Annotated in this window: 15 protein-coding genes; 6 read left to right on the plus strand and 9 right to left on the minus strand. The window is 64.9% G+C overall.

Annotated elements, in window-relative coordinates; translation table 11 throughout:
* The first annotated feature begins 58 nt into the window (after positions 1-58).
* The 6 genes from AC5ZFO_RS08435 to AC5ZFO_RS08460 all read left to right on the plus strand — a co-directional run bounded on the left by AC5ZFO_RS08435 (position 59) and on the right by AC5ZFO_RS08460 (position 8,787).
* Positions 59-934, plus strand: a complete 876-nt coding sequence (locus AC5ZFO_RS08435; protein ID WP_282520663.1) for a branched-chain amino acid ABC transporter permease — start codon at positions 59-61, stop codon at positions 932-934.
* A 1-nt stretch (position 935) separates the two neighbouring features.
* Positions 936-1,862 (plus strand): branched-chain amino acid ABC transporter permease, encoded by a 927-nt coding sequence (locus tag AC5ZFO_RS08440; RefSeq protein ID WP_496121947.1) that lies wholly within the window; start codon positions 936-938, stop codon positions 1,860-1,862.
* The gene (locus tag AC5ZFO_RS08445) at positions 1,862-3,340 is read left to right on the plus strand and encodes an ATP-binding cassette domain-containing protein (protein WP_282520661.1); all 1,479 of its coding nucleotides are present in this window, start codon (positions 1,862-1,864) and stop codon (positions 3,338-3,340) included. The genes AC5ZFO_RS08440 and AC5ZFO_RS08445 overlap by 1 nt, the downstream gene beginning before the upstream one ends.
* Positions 3,341-3,381: 41 nt before the next feature.
* Complete coding sequence (locus tag AC5ZFO_RS08450) at positions 3,382-4,623, plus strand: ABC transporter substrate-binding protein (protein ID WP_282520660.1); 1,242 nt, start codon at positions 3,382-3,384, stop codon at positions 4,621-4,623.
* Between the two features lie 191 nt (positions 4,624-4,814).
* A complete protein-coding gene (uvrA, locus tag AC5ZFO_RS08455; protein WP_496121948.1) occupies positions 4,815-7,325 on the plus strand; it encodes an excinuclease ABC subunit UvrA in 2,511 nt (836 codons plus the stop codon).
* A 151-nt stretch (positions 7,326-7,476) separates the two neighbouring features.
* Entirely contained in the window at positions 7,477-8,787 is a 1,311-nt protein-coding gene (locus AC5ZFO_RS08460) for an ABC transporter substrate-binding protein (protein WP_282520658.1), read from the plus strand.
* A 187-nt stretch (positions 8,788-8,974) separates the two neighbouring features.
* Here AC5ZFO_RS08460 and AC5ZFO_RS08465 read toward each other — a convergent pair whose 3' ends face one another.
* The 9 genes from AC5ZFO_RS08465 to AC5ZFO_RS08505 all read right to left on the minus strand — a co-directional run bounded on the left by AC5ZFO_RS08465 (position 8,975) and on the right by AC5ZFO_RS08505 (position 18,013).
* Complete coding sequence (locus tag AC5ZFO_RS08465) at positions 8,975-10,144, minus strand: Gfo/Idh/MocA family protein (protein ID WP_496121949.1); 1,170 nt, start codon at positions 10,142-10,144, stop codon at positions 8,975-8,977.
* 50 nt (positions 10,145-10,194) lie between these two features.
* Positions 10,195-10,509 carry a septal ring lytic transglycosylase RlpA family protein gene (locus tag AC5ZFO_RS08470; protein WP_282520656.1) on the minus strand — a complete coding sequence of 105 codons (315 nt, stop codon included), beginning with the start codon at positions 10,507-10,509 and terminating at the stop codon, positions 10,195-10,197.
* A 105-nt stretch (positions 10,510-10,614) separates the two neighbouring features.
* The gene (locus tag AC5ZFO_RS08475; RefSeq protein WP_496121950.1) at positions 10,615-11,457 is read right to left on the minus strand and encodes a CmcJ/NvfI family oxidoreductase; all 843 of its coding nucleotides are present in this window, start codon (positions 11,455-11,457) and stop codon (positions 10,615-10,617) included.
* Between the two features lie 427 nt (positions 11,458-11,884).
* Positions 11,885-12,823, minus strand: coding sequence for an ABC transporter substrate-binding protein (locus AC5ZFO_RS08480; protein ID WP_496121951.1), 939 nt, complete (start codon positions 12,821-12,823; stop codon positions 11,885-11,887).
* Positions 12,820-13,920 carry an LLM class flavin-dependent oxidoreductase gene (locus AC5ZFO_RS08485; RefSeq protein ID WP_282520653.1) on the minus strand — a complete coding sequence of 367 codons (1,101 nt, stop codon included), beginning with the start codon at positions 13,918-13,920 and terminating at the stop codon, positions 12,820-12,822. The genes AC5ZFO_RS08480 and AC5ZFO_RS08485 overlap by 4 nt, the downstream gene beginning before the upstream one ends.
* A gap of 29 nt (positions 13,921-13,949) precedes the next feature.
* Positions 13,950-15,122, minus strand: coding sequence for an acyl-CoA dehydrogenase family protein (locus AC5ZFO_RS08490; protein ID WP_282520652.1), 1,173 nt, complete (start codon positions 15,120-15,122; stop codon positions 13,950-13,952).
* Positions 15,116-15,916, minus strand: a complete 801-nt coding sequence (locus tag AC5ZFO_RS08495) for an ABC transporter ATP-binding protein (protein ID WP_282520651.1) — start codon at positions 15,914-15,916, stop codon at positions 15,116-15,118. Before AC5ZFO_RS08495 ends, AC5ZFO_RS08490 begins: the two co-directional genes overlap by 7 nt.
* Positions 15,910-16,932: an ABC transporter permease gene (locus AC5ZFO_RS08500; RefSeq protein WP_496121952.1), complete on the minus strand. Its 1,023-nt coding sequence runs from the start codon at positions 16,930-16,932 to the stop codon at positions 15,910-15,912. The genes AC5ZFO_RS08495 and AC5ZFO_RS08500 overlap by 7 nt, the downstream gene beginning before the upstream one ends.
* Positions 16,910-18,013, minus strand: coding sequence for an ABC transporter substrate-binding protein (locus AC5ZFO_RS08505; RefSeq protein ID WP_282520649.1), 1,104 nt, complete (start codon positions 18,011-18,013; stop codon positions 16,910-16,912). Before AC5ZFO_RS08505 ends, AC5ZFO_RS08500 begins: the two co-directional genes overlap by 23 nt.
* Positions 18,014-18,237: the final 224 nt, after the last annotated feature.

Here is an 18,237-nt window from a genome sequence, read left to right on the forward strand (position 1 = left end):
GCTCTCCGCAGCACCTTCCCTCAAAGCGGCAGTCGCACTGCCACCTGGCCAATCATAGATGCGAGCTTTCCAAATTCTAATCGATGGCTTTGCCATCAGCGCTCTCTACGCTCTCGGTGCCACCGGCTTCACCCTGATCTTCGGCGTCTCCGGCGTGCTCAACCTCTCCCACGGTGCCATCATGGTGGCCGCAGCGGTGGCGGCCTGGGCCGCTGCGAGCATCCTCAACGTCGGCACCTATGCCGGTGCGCTGATCGGGGTCGCCGTCGCTCTCCTCACCGCCTTTGCGACCTATTTCGCGGTGGTGAAGCCCATTCAGGACTCCCGGCGCATCCCCAATGAGGAGAAGGAGATCTTCGTCCTGACGGGAACGCTGCTCTGGGGCATCATGATCCAGGAGCTGATCGCCTATTTCTTCACCAACAACGCCAAGACCGTGCTGCCGATCGTCGAGGGCGTGGTCGAGATCCTCGGCGTCCGCACGCCGCGGAACGAGATCTTCACAGCGATCGTGTGCTGCTTCGTCATCGCGCTGTTGTGGCTGCTCGTGAACCGCACCCGCACCGGCAAGGCGGTGCTGGCGGCGTCGATGAACCCGCGCGGCGTCACCCTGCTCGGGCTCGAGCTCACCAACATCTACGTCGTGGTGTGGGCGATCTACGGCATCCTCGCCGGCATCGCCGGCGTGCTGCTCGGCATGTTCCTAGGGGTCAGCTCCTACAGCGTCGGACCGCTGACGGCGAGCGCGTTCTCGATCGTCGTGCTCGGCGGTCTCGGCAGCGTCTCCGGCTCGCTGATCGCGGCCTTCGTGGTCGGCTATCTCGAGACGCTGACGGCCTATTTGGTCTCGCCGGCCTACCGCACCATTCCGGCGCTGCTGCTGCTCGTGTTCGTGATGTATATCCGGCCCCAGGGCCTTCTGGGGAGGCGCTGAGATGTCCACCTTCTTCACCTCCCGCCTGTTCTTCATCTCGGTCGCGCTCGTCATCATCGCAGCGACGCTGCCGCTCTACGTCTCCGGCTATGTGCTCGGCCTGCTCACCGTCGCGTTCTATTTCGGCGTGTTCGCGATGGCCTGGGACCTGCTGTTCGGCTTCGCGGGCGAGGTCAATTTCGGGCCCACCTTCCTGATCGGCGTCGGTGCCTACACCGCCGGCATTTTGAATTCCCAGTTCGGCTGGTCGGTCTATCTCTGCATCGTGCTGGGGGCGCTGGCCTCCGTCATCGCGGGCCTCGTTCTGGCGCTGCCGGCTTTGCGCGTGCGCGGGCCGTATTTCGGCCTGACCACGCTGGTCGCGGTGTTGATGTTGCAGAATTTCATCGTGGTGTTCGCCGATCTCACCGGCGGCGAGATCGGCCTGACCATCCCCGACGTCATCACCATCAACGCCGGCGCCAATTACTGGATCGCGCTCGGCTTCATGACGATCTCGGCGGCGATCCTCTACGGCCTGTCGCAATCGCCGATAGGCCTCGTGCTCCAGGCCAGCGGCCAGGATCCGGTGCAGGCCGGCGCGCTCGGCTTCAACATCGTCAAGCACAAGCTCGCCGCCTTCATCGTCAGCGCATTCTTCTCTGGTTTATCCGGCGCGCTGCTGGTGTTCTATTTCGGCACCGCCTCGGTCGGCACCGTCGTCGACGTCGCGGTCGGTGTGAACGTGATCGTCTCGGCCGTGCTCGGCGGCCGGCGCACCGTGCTTGGCGCCGCGCTCGGCGCGATCTTCCTGATCGTCGCCGGCGAATTCCTGCGCCCCACCGGCGAGCTCGCGACCTTCATCGTCTCGGCGGTCGCGCTCCTCGTCGTGCTGTTCTTCCCCGGCGGCTTCCTCGGAGCAGCCCTCTCGCGTGAGGCGCGCTCGTGATGGATATGATCGCAAACCGGCCCGTGCTCGACGTCCGCGGCCTGACGAAACGCTTTGGTGGATTGACGGCGGTGAAGAACCTCGGCTTCGAGGTGAACGCCGGCGAGATCTTCGGCCTGATCGGGCCGAACGGCTCCGGCAAATCGACCGCGATGAAGAGCGTGATGGGCATCGAACGCCCGACATCGGGCGAAGTCATCTTCGAGGGCGAGAACGTCGCCGGTCTCCCCGCGCACAAGATCGCGCGCAAAGGCTTTGGCATGGTGTTCCAGCACTCGCGGCCGCTGAACCGGCAGACGGTGCTGGAGAACATCATGGTCGCGCTGCTGCCGGACAGCCTGTTCATGCTGTTCCCGGACAAGGCGCTGGTCGAGCGCGCCAAATGGATCGCCGACCGCGTTGGGCTCGGCAACGTCATGAACCGCCGTCCGCCGACGCTGCCGTTTGCCGATTTGCGTCGACTCGAGCTTGCCAAAGCGATCGCGCGTGACCCGAAAGTGGTGCTGGTGGACGAGCCCTTCGCGGGTCTGACGCGGGCGGAGGTCGACGTCTTCTCCGACCTGATCCGCAGCTTTCGCGACGAGGGCCGCGCCGTGATGCTGGTCGACCACAACGTCAAGAGCGTCGCCGCGCTGGTCGACCGCGTGCTCGCGATGTATCTCGGCGAGGAAATCGTCACCGGCAAGGCCGACGATGTCATGAAGAACGAGACGGTGCGCCGGGTCTATCTCGGCGGCGCCATCGAGACCCATGCGCGGCCCGAGACCAGCTTCAAGGACAAGGTGCCGCTGCTCCAGGTCGAGAATGTCAGCGTGTTCTACGGCAAGGCGCAGGCGCTGGAGAACGTCTCGATCCACGTCCACGAGGGCGAGTTCGTCTCAATCGTCGGCCTCAACGGCGCCGGCAAGACCACGCTGTTCAACACCATCTCCGGCTTCCTGCCCTATAGCGGCGAGATCGTGCGCGGCGGCGACAGACTGCGTGGCACGAGCCCGGCGAAAATCGCGCGCAGTGGCATCGTGCAATGCCCGGAATCGCGCGAGCTGTTCGGCGAGATGAGCGTGCGCGAAAATCTCGACCTCGGCGGCCAGCATCTCTCCGACGACAAGCGCGCGGCGCAGCTTGCCTGGCTGTTCGAGCTGTTCCCGATCCTGAAGGAGCGCCAGGGCCAGATGGCACAAACGCTCTCCGGCGGCGAGCAGCAGATGCTCGCGATCGGCCGCGCGTTGATGATGCAGCCGCAGATTCTGATCCTGGACGAGCCGACGCTGGGCCTCGCTCCCGTCATCCTCGAGCAATTGTCCAAGGCGCTGACGAAGCTGCGGCAGACCACCGCGATCACGGTGCTGCTCGGCGAGCAGAACGTCACCTTCGCGCTGCCGCATGCCGACCGCGTCTATGTGCTGGAGCATGCGCGGATCGTTTGGGAGGGAGATCCCGGCCGCTTCGCGAGCGAAGCCGGCGCCGATTTTCTCTAATTCGCGCGTATCAATAACAAAACAAGCAAAGGGAAACGACCATGCGACCATCGACGAATCTAAGCAGCCACTTCCTTCTCGCCTCCGCGCTGGCCCTGTGCCTCGCCGCGCCCGCCTACGCGCAGTCGAACGACCCGATCAAGATCGGCGTCATCGCCGAAGTGCAGTCGATCGCGGGTGCCGCGACGCCCGGCGGCGCGCAGATCGCGGCCGACGAGATCAATGCCAAGGGCGGCATTCTCGGCCGCAAGGTCGAGATCGTCACCTATGACAACAAGAGCTCGTCGGCCGACTCGGTGCGCGCGTTCCAGCGCGCGGTGAGCGAGGACAAGGTGTCGGCCGTGATCGCGAGCTATATCAGCGAGGTCGTGCTGGCGCTCGAACCCTGGGCGGCACGGCTGAAAATTCCGCTGATCACGCCGGGCGCCGCCTCGAACGAGATCACCAAGGCGATCCACAACGACTACGAGAAGAACAAGTACACTTTCCACGGCTATCTGACCTCGGCCGCCCAGGCCCAGCTCGTCTGCGACGCCGCCAAGGATCTGCTGGTCGACAAGCTCAAGTTCAAGACGGTCGCGATCATGAGCGAGGACGCGGCCTGGACCAAGCCGCTCGACGTCGGCTACGAGGCCTGCCTGCCCAAGGCGGGCCTGAAGGTCGTGGAGCATGTACGCTTCTCGCCCGATACCACCGACTTCACGCCGATCTTCAACAACATCGAGGGCAAGAAGCCTGACGTGATCGTCACCGGCATCTCGCATGTCGGCGTGCAGCCGACGGTGCAGTGGAAGAACCAGCAGGTGCCGATTCCGATGTTCGGCATCAGCGCGCAGGCGCTGAGCCCGACCTTCTGGAAGGACACCAATGGCGCCGCCGACGGCGTGCCGTCGCTGGCCGTGGCAACACCCGATGTTGCCGTGACCGCCAAGACAAAACCGTTCGCGGCCGCCTTCAAGGCCAAGTTCGGCACGCCGCCGGCCTATACCGGCTATACCGCCTATGACGAGGTCTACTTCATCACCGAAGCGATCAAGCGCGCAGGCTCGACCGATCCCGACAAGATGGTCGCAGAACTGGAGAAGACCGACTACGAGGGCACGATCGGCCGCATCCAGTTCTACGGCAAGGACGACGAGTTCACCCACGGCATCAAGTCCGGTCCCACGACCGTGTCCGGCCTCGTCTTCCAGTGGCAGGACAGCAAGCAGGTCGTGGTCTGGCCCGAGAAGATCGCGGAAGGCATGCTGAAGTTTCCCGCCTTCGTGAAGCTGTCGCAGTAACATCCGGCGCCTAGCGCTGGACCAGCCGGCACCCAAGTGCTTCACCTCGTGCAAGGCCCGTCGCGATCACCGCGACGGGCCTTCGCTTTGTGCAGAACGGAACTGGCGCACTGGCATTGGAGGACCCATCCTGCGATCTTGCGGTTAGCATGTGCCATGCGGGTCCTTGTCCGCAGGGCCGGAGGAGCGAGATGGACGACCGACCGAGACAACCCGATAGCCTGATGCAGGACGATGGCTTCGTCCGGGTTCGGGGCGCGCGCGAGCACAACCTCAGGAACGTCGACGTCAGAATTCCCCGCAACGCCCTCGTCGTGTTCACAGGCGTGTCGGGCTCCGGGAAATCCTCACTCGCCTTTGGAACGATCTACGCCGAGGCGCAACGGCGTTATCTGGAATCGGTGTCGCCCTACGCGCGGCGGCTGTTTCATCAGATGCAGATTCCTGAGGTCGACGACATCGAAGGCCTGCCGCCCGCCGTTGCGCTCCAGCAGCAGCGCGGCGCGCCGACGACGAGATCGTCCGTCGGCAGCGTGACGACCATCTCGAATTTGCTCAGAATGCTCTATTCCCGCGCCGGGGATTATCCGCGCGGACAACCCATGCTCTATGCGGAGGCGTTTTCGCCGAACACGCCGGAGGGCGCCTGCCCGACCTGTCATGGCATCGGCAGGATGCTCGACGTCACCGAGAAGTCCATGGTGCCTGATGACACCAAGACAATCCGCGAGCGCGCGATCGCGGCATGGCCGAGCGCCTGGCAGGGCCAGAACCTCCGGGACATCCTGACGACGCTGGGCTACGACGTGGACAAGCCATGGCGCGAGCTTTCCAAGAAGGACCGCGACTGGATCCTGTTCACCGAAGAGCAGCCGACCGTTCCGGTCTATGCCGGTTACGACGCCACTGAGGTCAAACGGGCCCTGCGCCGCAAGGAGGAGCCGAGCTACCAGGGCACGTTCACCGGCGCGAAGCGTTACGCGATGCAGACCTACGCCAAGTCCGAGAGCGCGATGATGAAGCGCCGCGTCGCGCAATTCATGATCACCCGGGACTGCCCGACCTGCCATGGCACCCGGCTGAAGCCCGAGGCGCTCAAGGTGAAGTTCGCCGGTCTCAATATCGCCGAGATGTCGCATCTGCCGCTCAAGCAGCTGCAGGAATTGATCAAGCCGTTCGCAAAAGCCTCAGCGGACAGGTCAGAGAAGACCATCGTCGCCAAACGCATCTGCGAGGATCTGTCGGCGCGCCTCGCTGTCCTGCTCGACCTCGGCCTGGGCTATCTCGCCTGCGAGCGCAGCACGCCGACGCTATCCCCGGGTGAATTGCAGCGGCTGCGGCTCGCGACGCAGGTTCGCTCGAACCTGTTCGGCGTCGTCTACGTGCTCGACGAGCCCTCCGCCGGCCTGCATCCCGCCGACACCGAGGCGCTGCTGCGGGCGCTGGACCGGCTGAAGCATGCCGGAAATTCGATCTTCGTCGTCGAACACGAGATCGAGGTGATCAGGCATGCCGACTGGCTGGTGGACGTCGGGCCCGACGCCGGCGAAGGTGGCGGGCTCATCCTCTATAGCGGACCGCCCGCGGGGCTCGGCGAGATCGAGCAATCGCGAACCGCCGATTATCTCGCCCATCCACGAAAGAAGCTGCCGGCGGTCCGTCGCGAGCCGAAGGGGCATCTGAAGATCAGGGGTGTGGTCCGCAACAATCTCCGCGGCCTCGACGTCGACATCCCGCTGCGCGTCTTCGCCAGCATCACGGGCGTGTCGGGCTCCGGCAAGTCGAGCCTGATCAGCCAATTCCTCGTCGATGCCGTGGCCGGCCATCTCGGCCACACGCTTGCCGCCGAAGCGGACGACGACAGCCTGGCGCCCACGGTCGAGACATCGGGCGGCAAGATCGTCGCCGGCCTCGACCAGGTCGATCGCCTCGTCGTGGTGGATCAGAAGCCGATCGGCCGCACGCCGCGATCCAACCTTGCGACCTATACCGGCCTGTTCGACCATGTGCGAAAGCTGTTCGCGGCGACGCCGCAGGCAAAGTCTCGCCGCTACGATGCCGGACGCTTCTCGTTCAATGTCGCGAAGGGCCGCTGCGCGACCTGCGAGGGCGAAGGTTTCGTCTGCGTCGAGCTTCTGTTCCTGCCGAGCGTCTATGCGCCCTGCCCGACCTGTAACGGCGCGCGCTACAACGACAAGACGCTCGAGGTGAAGATTCGCGGCAAATCGATCGCGGATGTTCTGGCGATGCGCGTCGACGAGGCCTTCGACTTCTTCCGCGACGATTCCACACTGAACCGGTCGCTATCGGTCGTCCGCGAGGTCGGCCTCGGCTATATCCGGCTCGGTCAGTCCGCCACCGAACTGTCCGGTGGTGAAGCCCAGCGCATCAAGCTGGCGACCGAGCTGATGCGCCCGCAACGTGGGCACACGCTCTATGTCCTGGACGAGCCGACCACCGGCCTTCACCCGCGCGATGTCGAGCGGCTGATCGCGCAGCTCGAGCGGATCGTGGATGCCGGCAACAGCGTGGTCGTGGTCGAACATGACATGGATGTCGTCTCTTGCAGCGACTGGATCATCGATCTCGGCCCCGGCGCCGGTGACGAGGGCGGCAATATCGTCGCAGCGGGGACACCGCATCAGGTCGCCAAGGCCGGCGGCAAAACCGCGGGCTATCTTGCACGCCGCTTGAAGCAGTAGCGCGCGGTCTCGCCACCCATTTCGCATTTGCGTTCGGCGTCGGGAGAACAGACCCCGACTTTCGCCATGTTGACTTTCCATCGTCCCGCTCCCCATAATTCGCAAAAGAATAACAAGACCAATCAACAGACGGGTTTTGAGGGAGGATAGGATGCCGACTTCACGCAGGCAGCTGCTGAAGAGCACTGCGGCTGCCGCCGCTGCACTCAGCCTCGATTGGACCCGGGCCCAGGCGCAAGCCGAGAATCTGCGCATCGGCCTGATCTACGACCTCACCGGCCCATTTGCCGCAGGCGGCTCGGTCGCCTCGTCAATCGGCGCGCAGATCGCGATCGATCTCGTCAACGAGAAAGGCGGTGTCGGCGGCAAGACCAAGATTGTTCCGGTCGCCGCGGATTCCCAGAGCAAACCCGACGTTGCGATCAACGAGGCCGAGCGCCTGATCAGTCAGGAGAAGATCGACATCCTCAACGGCGTCTATGCGAGCTCGCATGCGGTGCCGCTCGCCGCCAAGGTCGAGCAGCAGAAGAAGATCCTCTGGATCACGACGGCGGTCTCGACCGCCGTGTTCAAGGACAAGAACCTGCAATACGTGTTTCGCGCGCAGATCCATTCCGACCAGTATGGCCAGGCCTTCGCGAGCTTCCTCGCCGAGCACGCGCAAGGCAAGCTCGGCATGGATCCGAAGGACGTCAAGGTCGCGCTGATCCACGAGGACGGCCCCTATGGCGTCGGCGTCGCGGCGGCCGACGAGGCCTACGCCAAGCAGGCCGGCATCCAGGTGGTCCTGCGCGAAGGCTACTCCGCTTCGGCGCCCGACCTCTCGGTGCTCGTCACGAAAATCAAGCGCGCCAAGGCCGACGTGATCTCGCATGCCGGTTACAACCCCGACATCACCCTGTTCCTGCGCCAGGCGCGCGAGAGCGGATTGCGCTTCAAGATGCTGTTCGGCGCCGGCGCCGGCTACAGCCAGCTCGACAAGCTGCGTGCGACCTTCGGCGCCGACATCGACAATTTCTGCAACATCGATCCGGTACCGGCGCAATTGCTCGATCCGGCGAAGCTCGCGCCGGGTATCGGCGATCTGACCAACGCCATGGTCACGCGCTACAAGGCCAAGACCGGCGCGACCGAAGTGCCGCCGCACTGCTCGATGGGCTTCAACCAGACCTGGTTGCTGCTCAACAACGTGCTGCCGGTCGCCAAGGAGAAATACGGCAGCTTCGATCCCGAGGCCATCCGCAAGGCCGCGCTCGACGTCGACATTCCCGCCGGCGGCACCATCCAGGGCTACGGCGTAAAATTCTTCCCGCCGGGCACGCCGATGTCGGGCCAGAACGAGCGCTCGACCCCGGTGGTGATGCAGAACGCCGGCGAGCACATCTCGGTGGTGTGGCCGACGAATATCCGCACGCAGGACCCGGTGTTTCCGCTGCCGAAGGGTTCGACCTACGGGGCGTGAGGTGATGCGGACGGTGCCACCCTCCCCTGGAGGGGGAGGGTCGCAACGCATGCAGCGGAGCGGAATGCGTTGCGGGGTGGGGTGATCTCTCCTCACGGACACTGCCCGATTTGAGAGATCACCCCACCCCGCTCGCGCTTCGCGCGATCGACCCTCCCCCTCCAGGGGAGGGTAACGGAGCCGTACCCTACAACACCACCCGCCGTCCCTCCTCCGCGGCCCAGTAGCCCGCGTAGTTCACCTTGATCGTCTCATACGCCAGCGCGAGGTCCGACAGCGGCTGCCGTCCGCTCGCCGCGCATTCCATGAAGTCCTGGATCTCCTGGAGATAGCCGCGTGTCCACTCCTCCTCGAGGCAGACATATTGCCAGCCGGTTTTGCGGTCGACCTTCTCGGTGATGTAGACGCTGGCGAGCTTCTCCTCGCTGGTCTGGTAGCTCATCAGATGAGTGTTCGGGGTGATGTTGGCGAACAGCGAACCGCCGGAGGTGTAGGTTTCGATCAGATTGCGCACGCCGCCCATGATCATGTCGCCGGAAAACACGGTCGCCTTGGTGCCGTCGGAGAAGGTCGCCGTCAGCGTGCCCCAATCTTCGACATCGACCGGATTGGCCTTGATGTAGGTGCGCTCCTCGGGCTTCAGGACGGCCGTGACGTTGCCGACGTCGCCGGTGACACTGGCGACGCGGATGGTTTCGCCGCGCGCTTTGGCCTCCACCTGCTTGAGATAAAGCACGGCCGAGAGCGGATGGCAGCCCATGCGGATCAGCGAGCCGCCGCCGGTCATCGCCCATTGTGCGGCATGCGCCGCATGCGAGCCGGAATGACTCTCCTCGCCCTTCATGAACAGGATCTTGTCTTTGGTCGCCCTGATGATCTCCGCGGTCTTGGTCACCGCGGGCGCGTAGACCCAATCCTCCGCATACATGAAGAGTTTTCCGGTGCGCTCGATCGCGGCGCGGGTCGCGTCCATCTCCTCCAGCACCCGCTCATACATCCGCGCCTTCGGCACATGCTTGCCGATCGGCTGCGCGTCGCCTGCACGGCCGAAATAGCCGGCGAACGGCTTCTCGCAGATCACGTGCTTGCCGGCCTGCATGCTGGCGACGATCATGTCGGCATGGAGATTGGGCGGGGTGCAGATGTCGATGACATCGAGCTCGCGGTCCGCGATCAGTTCGGCAAAGCTGCGATAGACCCGTGGAATCCCGTGGCGGCCGGCGAATTCGACGACATGATCGCCGCGCGCCGCGACCGCCGCGACCTCGACATCCACACCGTAGACGCGGCGGAACGCATACATATGCAGCTCCGACACGAAGCCGCAGCCGACAAGTCCCACCCGAATCCTGGCCATTACGCCCCCCTTACCCTTGCGTTGGGCGGCACTATAGCGTGACGGCCAGCCTATTCCACCGAGACCCGCACCACGCCGGCGCTCATCATGCCGAGCGCTTTGGCCGCCGGCACCGAGAGATCGACGATCCGGCCGCGGATGAAGGGGCCGCGGTCATTGACGCGGCACTGGATCGACCGGCTGCCGTAGGACACCCTCAGCACGGTGCCGAACGGACGCGTGCGATGGGCGCAGGTCAGCTCGCCGCCCTTACCGGCTTTTCCGTAACCGTAGTATGAGGCAAGCCCGTTTTCGGCTTGTGCGGCGGAAAATGCAGAAAGCGAAAAAATGGCCAGACTGAAGAATAACGTCGTCTGCGTTCGCACGGCACCGCTCCCGGTTAACCTGCCTGGCGCTGCAAACGTCGATTTGTTCCGGTAAGTTCCTGGAACACTGCCGGGCGCGCCCGGCAGTGCCATCACACATTGTTACTATTTATGGAACACCAGCGTGCGGACCTCGATGCTTTCACGCGGAGCCGCATCGGCCGGCGTGGTCGGATCGACGAAGGCCGTATGCGGCCCGAACCGCGTCCGGCCGTCGGTTGCGGAATCATAGCATTTGAGCAGCAGCGCCTCGTCCGGCGTCATCTCCGGAAAATAGAACCAGCGGTGGTTCGGATTGTACTTCACCGAATAGGTCTCGCCGCGGCGATTGGGATAGATCAGATCGGAGGCGACGAGATCGTCGGGCGCCACCGTCGTGCCGTCGGCCATCGCCAGCGGTGAATCGCGCAAGGGACCACGGATCGGCCGCCAGAGATTGATCACCTGCACACGCCCCTTCAACAGCGCGTCGGCTTCGTCGGGCAGATGCTCGCGCACGCGGTTGGCGCCGGAGATCGCGGTCTGGTCTACATGGACGCGCGTCGCAGGCTGGCGCGGGCCGCCGTCGCGAATATCCGCCGCCCCCTCGACACGCCTGCGCACGGTATGATCGAAGATGACGACCCGGTCGGCCTTCAACGTCGCGCGCAAAAAGGCCTCGACGGCGGGATAATAGACGGTGCGGATTTCCTCGTCGTTGTAAAAGTCTTTCACCTGCGTCGGGTGACGCACCAGCGTAAAACCCTCGCGATCGAGCGAGATGTTGTTCGCGATCAGCCGCGCATCGAAGATCGGGACCTGATGCGGCTCCGGCAACGACGTGCTCTTGGGCTCGCCCGGCGGCGGATCGAAAGCATATGTGCGCGGCTTGCCGGAAACCGGCGCGAGGTAGTTGAGTTCAGCAGTGACGAAGGGAAGCGATTCGATTTTTGTTTCTTGCAGGCCCATGGCCGGTCTCCCGATGTGGTCGTCTGTGTGATTTTTGACGGGATGCGGCGCGGTGCAAGAGAGGTGGTGCAAATAGCAATGAGGGTGTTGTCGGGAGCCACGAATGCAGAAAGAACGTTTCGAGGAAGCCGATCGAGCTGGAAACCTCCTCCTTTCCTCACGAGCCCTTGAGGCGCCCGTGAGAGCGTTTCTTCCTTCTCCCCTTGTGGGAGAAGGTGGCATAGGCGGCCTTCGGCCGCCGTTCTTAAGAACGCCGAAGCATAGCTTCGGCTATGGCGCCGGATGAGGGGTCTCTATCCGCGAACTCAACAGGGAGAGATGGAGTACGCGGAGAGAGACCCCTCACCCGTCTCGCCGCTACGCGGCGAGCCACCCTCTCCCACAAGGGGAGAGGGAAAGCGCCGCATCCGGGACATGAGAGTGTTCGCTACAGCCCCGCCTTGGCGATCGCGTCCGCAAAAGACCGATCCACGATCTCGGCCGCATCGAGCTTCTCCTTGATCAGGCCCCAACGGAAATAGAGGTCGATCGTGCTCTGCTCGTCCGCGACAACGCCGTCGTCGATCGGCGCAATGCGGATCTTTGCGCGCGACAGCCAGTTCTGCGGCACGGCGGTCGGGATGTTCATCAGCCTGCCCCAGGTCGCGGCATAGCTGTCGACGTTGCTCAGCGACCACGCCCGCGCCGCCGTAAGGCGCCGGATGAAGTCGGTCAGCTCCGCACGCTTGTTGCGGATCGCGTCGGGCCGTGCGACCTGAAAGCTCAGCCCCGGGGTCAGGCCCTCCGAGGTGATGACGCGGCGCGATTTGAACAGCACCTCCTCCTGGCTCACATACGGCTCCCAGGTCGACCAGGCATCGACCGAGCCTTGCGTGTAGGCGATCTTGGCATCGGACGGCGCCAGGAACGCGATCTGCACGTCGGACGCACTCCAACCGTTCTTCTCCAGCGCAGCCAGGATCAACTGATGACCAATCGAGCCGCGGCCGGTTGCGATCTTCTTGCCGCGCAGATCGGCGAACGTCTTGATCGGCGAATTCTCCGGCACGAGGATCGCGAGCCCTTCGCGCGTCTGCCGGATCGCGGCGATCGCCTTCACCGGCGCACCCGAGGCGGCGGCAAAGGTGAAGGGCGCATCGCCCACGAGCCCGGTCTCGATCGCGCCGGCGCTGAGCGCTTCCAGCAGCGGTGCCGCTGCCGGAAACTCCTTCCACTCGATCTTGTACGGGACGTCCTTGAGCACGCCTGCCGCTTCCATCACGGCCTGCGAATTGCCCTTCTGATCGCCGACACGCAAGGTGGTTTGCGCTGCCGCGAGCTCGAACGAGCCGAACAGCAGCGCGCCGGCCAGCATGAGGCGGATCATTCCGCGGCCTCACCGCGAACGGCCTGTCGCTTGGCGACCAGCTCGCGCGTCAACGGGATCAGCTCACGGCCATATTCGATGGCGTCGATCAGCGGATCGAAGCCGCGGATCAGGAAGTGGCTGATACCGAGATCGTAATAGTCGCCGAACACTTCGGCGACTTGCTCGGGCGTGCCGACCAGCGCGGTGGTGTTGCTGTTGGCGCCGGTGAGCTTTGCGATCTCGGTCCAGAGCCGCTTGTCGATGCGGCTGCCCTGGTCGGCGAGCGCGAGCAGGCGCCGCGCGCCGGCCGTGGCATGGCCATCGGCAGGCTTGCGATAGCCGGTCTTGTCCTGGAGCGCGGTGGCGCGCGCCAAAATCTCTTCCGCCTTCTCCCAGGCCTGCTTCTCGGTCGGCGCGATGATCGGCCGCACCGAGAGGCTGAAACGCGGCGTCGGCCGTCCCTGACGAACCGCCGCGTTGTGGACGCGGGAGGTGACGTCGCGCACCTGCACATAGGATTCCCCCCACAGCGCAAAGGTGTCGGCATGCTTGCCGGCGACCTCGATCGCTGCGTCGGAGCCGCCGCCGACGAAGGTGTAGATGCCACCCTTCTGCAGCGGCTTGACCTGCGAAAAGCCGTTCTCGACCTTGTAGTACTTGCCGCTGTAGTTGAACGGCTTCTCGCTGGTCCATTCCAGCCGTACCACATCGAGGAATTCGCTGGTGCGGGCGTAACGCTCGTCCTTGTCGTCGAGCGTGTTGCCGTCCTGCCTGAGCTCGGTCGCATTGCCACCGGTGATGACGTGCAGTGAGACGCGGCCGCCATAGAATTGGTCAAGCGTCGCGAGTTGGCGCGCCAAGAGCGTCGGCGCGGTAAAGCCCGGCCGCTGCGCAATCATCACCTTGAGCTTCTTGGTGATGGTCAGCACGTGCTGCGCGACCTGGAGCGCGTCCGGCGTGGTCGAATGGAACGCCAGCAGCGCACGGTCGAAACCGGCAAGCTCGTGCGCCTTCGCGACGGTCTCGATATAGGGTGGATCGAGCACCGGACCCTGGCGCACGATGGTCTCGGAAGCATTGCTGTTAGCGATAAAGCCGATGAACTCGACCGACATGATCGTCTCCCTGATTGTTTGGCGGAAATCTAAAGGCCCAATGCGGCGCGGCCGAGGCCGGTGCGGGTGGCGTCGTCCTGCGGCGTGTGCACGCGGCCGCACAGGACATCGCGATAGTGCCGCTCCAGCGGATTCGTGCGGGACAGGCCGTGATTGCCGGTCAGCGACAAGGCATCCTCGACCACGGCGACGGCGTTGTTGGTCACCGTCAGCTTGATCACGTTGGATTCGCCGGTGGAGAGATCGACGCCGTCGTCGAAGTCGCGGGCGAACGTCTCGATCAGCCGCGCATTGACCGCGAGCCTGGCCTCGATGGCACCGAGGATCTCCTGCGCCCGCGGCAAGGTCGCAAGCGGCGCGCCGAGGCTGGCGGGAACGCGCTGCTTCAGGAACGAGACCAACCAGTCGCGCGCGGCACGGGCAATGCCGTCATAGATCGCCGCGACAAACACCGTGTGGACGGTCGCCTGCGCGATGTCGGGCGCACGCCACTCCTGGGGATTGCGGACATCGACCTCGGCATCCAGCGGGATCACGACGTCGTCGAAGATGACGTCGTGGCTGCCGCTGGCGCGCAAGCCGTGATGATCCCAGGTCTCGACGATGCGGGTGCCCGGCAGTCCCGCCGGTACCAGGAACTGGCCGACGCGCGGCTCGGCTTCGTCGGTCCGGGCCCAGACCAGATACCATTTCAGAATCGGCGATCCCGTCGAATAGATCTTGTGGCCGGTGAGGCGCCAGCCGGTCTCGGTGCGGCGCGCGATCGTCGCCGGCAGGCCGCCGCGCGCGGGCGAGCCGAGCTCGGGCTCGACGCGGAGCGCGTTGACGAGCGCGAGGCCCTCGACGCTCTCACGCGCAAGCTTGCGCGAGAGCTTCGCCGGCCAGGTCGGGCTGCGCCCCATCACCAGATGGTTGATGTAGTGCATCGACAGCACCAACGCGGTCGAGGAATCGGCCTTGCCGATGATGCCGATGACCCGCGCGGCGTATCGTGCGCCCGTACCGGCCCCGCCATGAACGGCCGGCACCGTCAGCGACAGCAGACCCGCCTCGGACAGCTCGCGAAAATTCGCGAAGGGAAAGCTGCCGGCGCGATCATGCTCGGCGGCGCGCGCAGCAAAACCTTCGGCCAGCGCTTCGGCGCGCGCGATGTAATCGGGTTCGCTATGGGCCGCCCGGCCCTTGGCTACGGACGTCACCATGTGGCGTCTAACCCCAGGAGACCAAGGATCTGGCGGCGAAGATCGGCCAGATATGGATCGCCGCGATGGCGCGGATAGGGTCGGTCGACACGGATGTCGGCCTTCACCCGCGCCGGACGGTCGCTGAACACGATGACGCGGTTGGCGAGCACCAGCGCCTCCTCGGCGTCGTGCGTCACCAGCAGCGTGGTAAAGCCCTTGCGCTGCCAGAGCGAGACGAGCTCGGCCTGCATGGTGATGCGGGTCAGCGAGTCGAGCTTGCCGAGCGGCTCGTCGAGGATCAGGATTTTTGGATCATTCACGAGCGCCCGCGCAAGCGCGACGCGCTGCGCCATGCCGCCGGAGAGCTGATGCGGATAAGCATTGCGGAAGGACGCAAGGCCGACGAGATCGAGCGCAGCATCGACGCGGTGACGCTGGCTTTTTAAAATGCCCTGGGCCTCGAGGCCCAGGGCGACATTGTCCCAGACCGACCGCCAGGGAAAAAGGGTCGGATCCTGGAACACGACGACGCGCGACGGATGCGGCCGGGTGATGCGCGCCTCGTCCTCGCGCAACGTTCCAGCCTTGGGCTTGTCGAGGCCGGCGACGAGCCTCAAAAACGTGGACTTGCCGCAGCCGGAGGGGCCGAGCAACGCAACGAATTCGCCCGGCTCCACGGAGATGCTGACGTCGCTGAGAACAGGCAGCTCAGTGCCATCGATGTTGAAGGCGTGGCTGACCTGCTCGATGTCGAGCGCGGCGCCGGCGGCCGGCGGGGGCGCGATTTCGGCCAGTGCGGTTGCCGCTACCATTTCACGGTCCCCTTCTGCCAGACCAGCAGGCGATCGCGGATCGCGAACAGCAGCGTGATGGCGCCGGAGCAGAGCAGCGACATCACGATCAGCGCCGCATACATGTTGGCGTAGGCGGCCCAGCCCTGCGCCCATTGCAGGTACCAGCCGAGCCCAGCCTTCACGCCGATCATTTCGGCCACGACCAGCACGGCGAAGGACGAGCCGAGGCCCATGAACAGGCCGACGAAGACGTGCGGGAGTGCCGCGGGGATCGCGACCTTCAGCACCAGGAAGGACGGCTTTGCACCGAGCGTGCGCGCGACGTCGTAATAGGCGTTGCTGACGCTCGCGACGCCGGACCAGGTCAAGACGGTGACCGGGAAGCCGGTCGCGAGCGCGATCAGGAAGGTCGAGGCGCTCCAGCTCGACGGAAACGTGAAGAAGGCAATCGGCAGCCAGGCGGTTGCCGGCAGCGGGCCGATGAAGCGCAGCACCGGATGCATCCAATAGCCGACCGCGCGCGACCAGCCGATCGAGACGCCGGTCAGGAAGCCGACCGTGGCGCCGATCAGATAGCCGCCAAGCTGCAGCTTGACCGAGGCGAACACGCTGTCGAGCAGCTTTGGCAAATCGTCGGTATAGACCTCGATGATCGACTGCGGCGGCGGGAAGAACGGCAGCGGCAGCCACGCAAACTTTGCGGTGGCAACCTCCCATAATGTCAGGAATGCCCCGAGCGCCACGAGCCAGGGCGCGCGCTGGCGCAAGGCCTTACCCGCGGTCCCCAGATAGTCGGCGCCGACGGTGCCGAACAAGGCGATTGCGGCAACGATGAAGGCGGCGATGCCGAGCGAGTGCGTCCGCGACCAGTCGCCGACATCCTCCCACCACAGGCAGGACAGGCCGAACGCGATCCACGCGACGCTGGCGAGAATGCCGACGCCGGATTCCCGGACCCAGCTCGCAAGGACCGGCGTGCGCGAGAGGCGCGGCGCGCCGGAGGCGAGGCCGTCAGACAGCGAATACGTCGACATAGATGCGCTCCGCGAATTTGGCCGTATCGGTGCTCTGCTTGAAGACCTGGACGCTCTTCAAATCGTCGGCATAGGACTTCAGCTCGCGCTTGAGCGCTTCACCGACGGGATGATGATGGTGGGTGTGGTAGCGCACCATGCCCTCGATGTCGGCGAGCGACGCTGTCTTCGGCGCATAAGGCTGGAACGACTTCGCCGTCACGGTCGGGTTCCGCGCGGTGAACATCGCGGCATCGAGCAGCGCCTGTGTGAGGGCGCGCGCGACTTGCGGCTCCTCGCGCACCAGGCTGCCGCGCAGGCCGAGGATGCAGCAGCTCTTGTCGCGATATTCGCCGTCGAGGTTGGAAGCGACTTCCTTGTACTGGCTGTCCTTGAGCCAGAGATAGCCCAGCGGATCGGACGACAGGAAGGCCTGCACCTCGCCCTTCTCCACGGCGACGTTGAGAAGATTGCCGGGATAGGCGCGCCAGTCGACATCCTTGTTGGGATCGATACCGAGCTTGGCGAGCTGGACGGAGAAGAAGTTCTTGTCGGGGCCACCGAGGTCGCCGACCGCGACGATCTTGCCCTTGAGGTCGGCGAGCTTGCTCACGCTGGAGTCGGCGCGGGTCAGGACGCGCATGCAGCCGCCATGGGTGCCGGCGGCGATCTTGACGTCAAAGCCCTGCTCCAGCGGCTTGAGCCAACGCAGCGCCATGCCGAGCCCGGCATCGCTCTTTCCCGTCGCGATCGCCTCGAGCAGCTGATCGGTCGAGCCGGAATAGTTGATGAGCTCGATGTCGAGATTGTGCTTCTGGAAGAAGCCGTGCTCGATGGCGACGGGCACCGGGGCGAGACAGACCGCGCCCGCGTTCCACGACAATTTCAGCTTGCGCGGCGCGCCGGTGAGGACGGGGCCATCCGCGGCCGTCCGGCACAGCGGAAACTCCGACAAGTCGACACCGGGCGCGATCGCCTGGGGCGCAAAGGCCTGTGCTGCACCAAAGGCACCAAGCGGCGCGGCAAATGCCGCCGCAAGCCCCGCCTGCAGCAAATGACGCCGGTCGAGGCCCGATCCGCTGCGCTTGTTGTCGTTGCCCATCAGTCCCCACTCCTGCGCTGGCACAGCTCCGCCATTCGCAACGTCTCGCGTTGCGCATGTTCCGTACGGAGCTGCGTTGAGAGAATAATTTTCGCCGGCGCTTCCCGCGCCGCTTTGATGCGATGCGCAAATCATGCGGCGCGCCCGCCGCATCGTCAATGAAATGGAATTTCGAATGTGGCGCGAAGCGAGGTCATTCTCTCCATCAGCGCACGGGACAGCGA

This window comes from Bradyrhizobium sp. Unk1, from assembly GCF_059512345.1.

Bases quoted from the DNA above. Each gene is read 5' to 3' on its own strand.
- AC5ZFO_RS08465 (WP_496121949.1), bottom strand. From the start codon at position 10,144: ATGGCCAGGATTCGGGTGGGACTTGTCGGCTGCGGCTTCGTGTCGGAG.
- AC5ZFO_RS08480 (WP_496121951.1), bottom strand. From the start codon at position 12,823: ATGATCCGCCTCATGCTGGCCGGCGCGCTGCTGTTCGGCTCGTTCGAG.
- AC5ZFO_RS08490 (WP_282520652.1), bottom strand. From the start codon at position 15,122: ATGGTGACGTCCGTAGCCAAGGGCCGGGCGGCCCATAGCGAACCCGAT.
- AC5ZFO_RS08450 (WP_282520660.1), top strand. From the start codon at position 3,382: ATGCGACCATCGACGAATCTAAGCAGCCACTTCCTTCTCGCCTCCGCG.
- AC5ZFO_RS08445 (WP_282520661.1), top strand. From the start codon at position 1,862: ATGGATATGATCGCAAACCGGCCCGTGCTCGACGTCCGCGGCCTGACG.
- uvrA (WP_496121948.1), top strand. From the start codon at position 4,815: ATGGACGACCGACCGAGACAACCCGATAGCCTGATGCAGGACGATGGC.
- AC5ZFO_RS08505 (WP_282520649.1), bottom strand. From the start codon at position 18,013: ATGGGCAACGACAACAAGCGCAGCGGATCGGGCCTCGACCGGCGTCAT.
- AC5ZFO_RS08500 (WP_496121952.1), bottom strand. From the start codon at position 16,932: ATGTCGACGTATTCGCTGTCTGACGGCCTCGCCTCCGGCGCGCCGCGC.
- AC5ZFO_RS08475 (WP_496121950.1), bottom strand. From the start codon at position 11,457: ATGGGCCTGCAAGAAACAAAAATCGAATCGCTTCCCTTCGTCACTGCT.
- AC5ZFO_RS08485 (WP_282520653.1), bottom strand. From the start codon at position 13,920: ATGTCGGTCGAGTTCATCGGCTTTATCGCTAACAGCAATGCTTCCGAG.
- AC5ZFO_RS08440 (WP_496121947.1), top strand. From the start codon at position 936: ATGTCCACCTTCTTCACCTCCCGCCTGTTCTTCATCTCGGTCGCGCTC.
- AC5ZFO_RS08495 (WP_282520651.1), bottom strand. From the start codon at position 15,916: ATGGTAGCGGCAACCGCACTGGCCGAAATCGCGCCCCCGCCGGCCGCC.
- AC5ZFO_RS08435 (WP_282520663.1), top strand. From the start codon at position 59: ATGCGAGCTTTCCAAATTCTAATCGATGGCTTTGCCATCAGCGCTCTC.
- AC5ZFO_RS08460 (WP_282520658.1), top strand. From the start codon at position 7,477: ATGCCGACTTCACGCAGGCAGCTGCTGAAGAGCACTGCGGCTGCCGCC.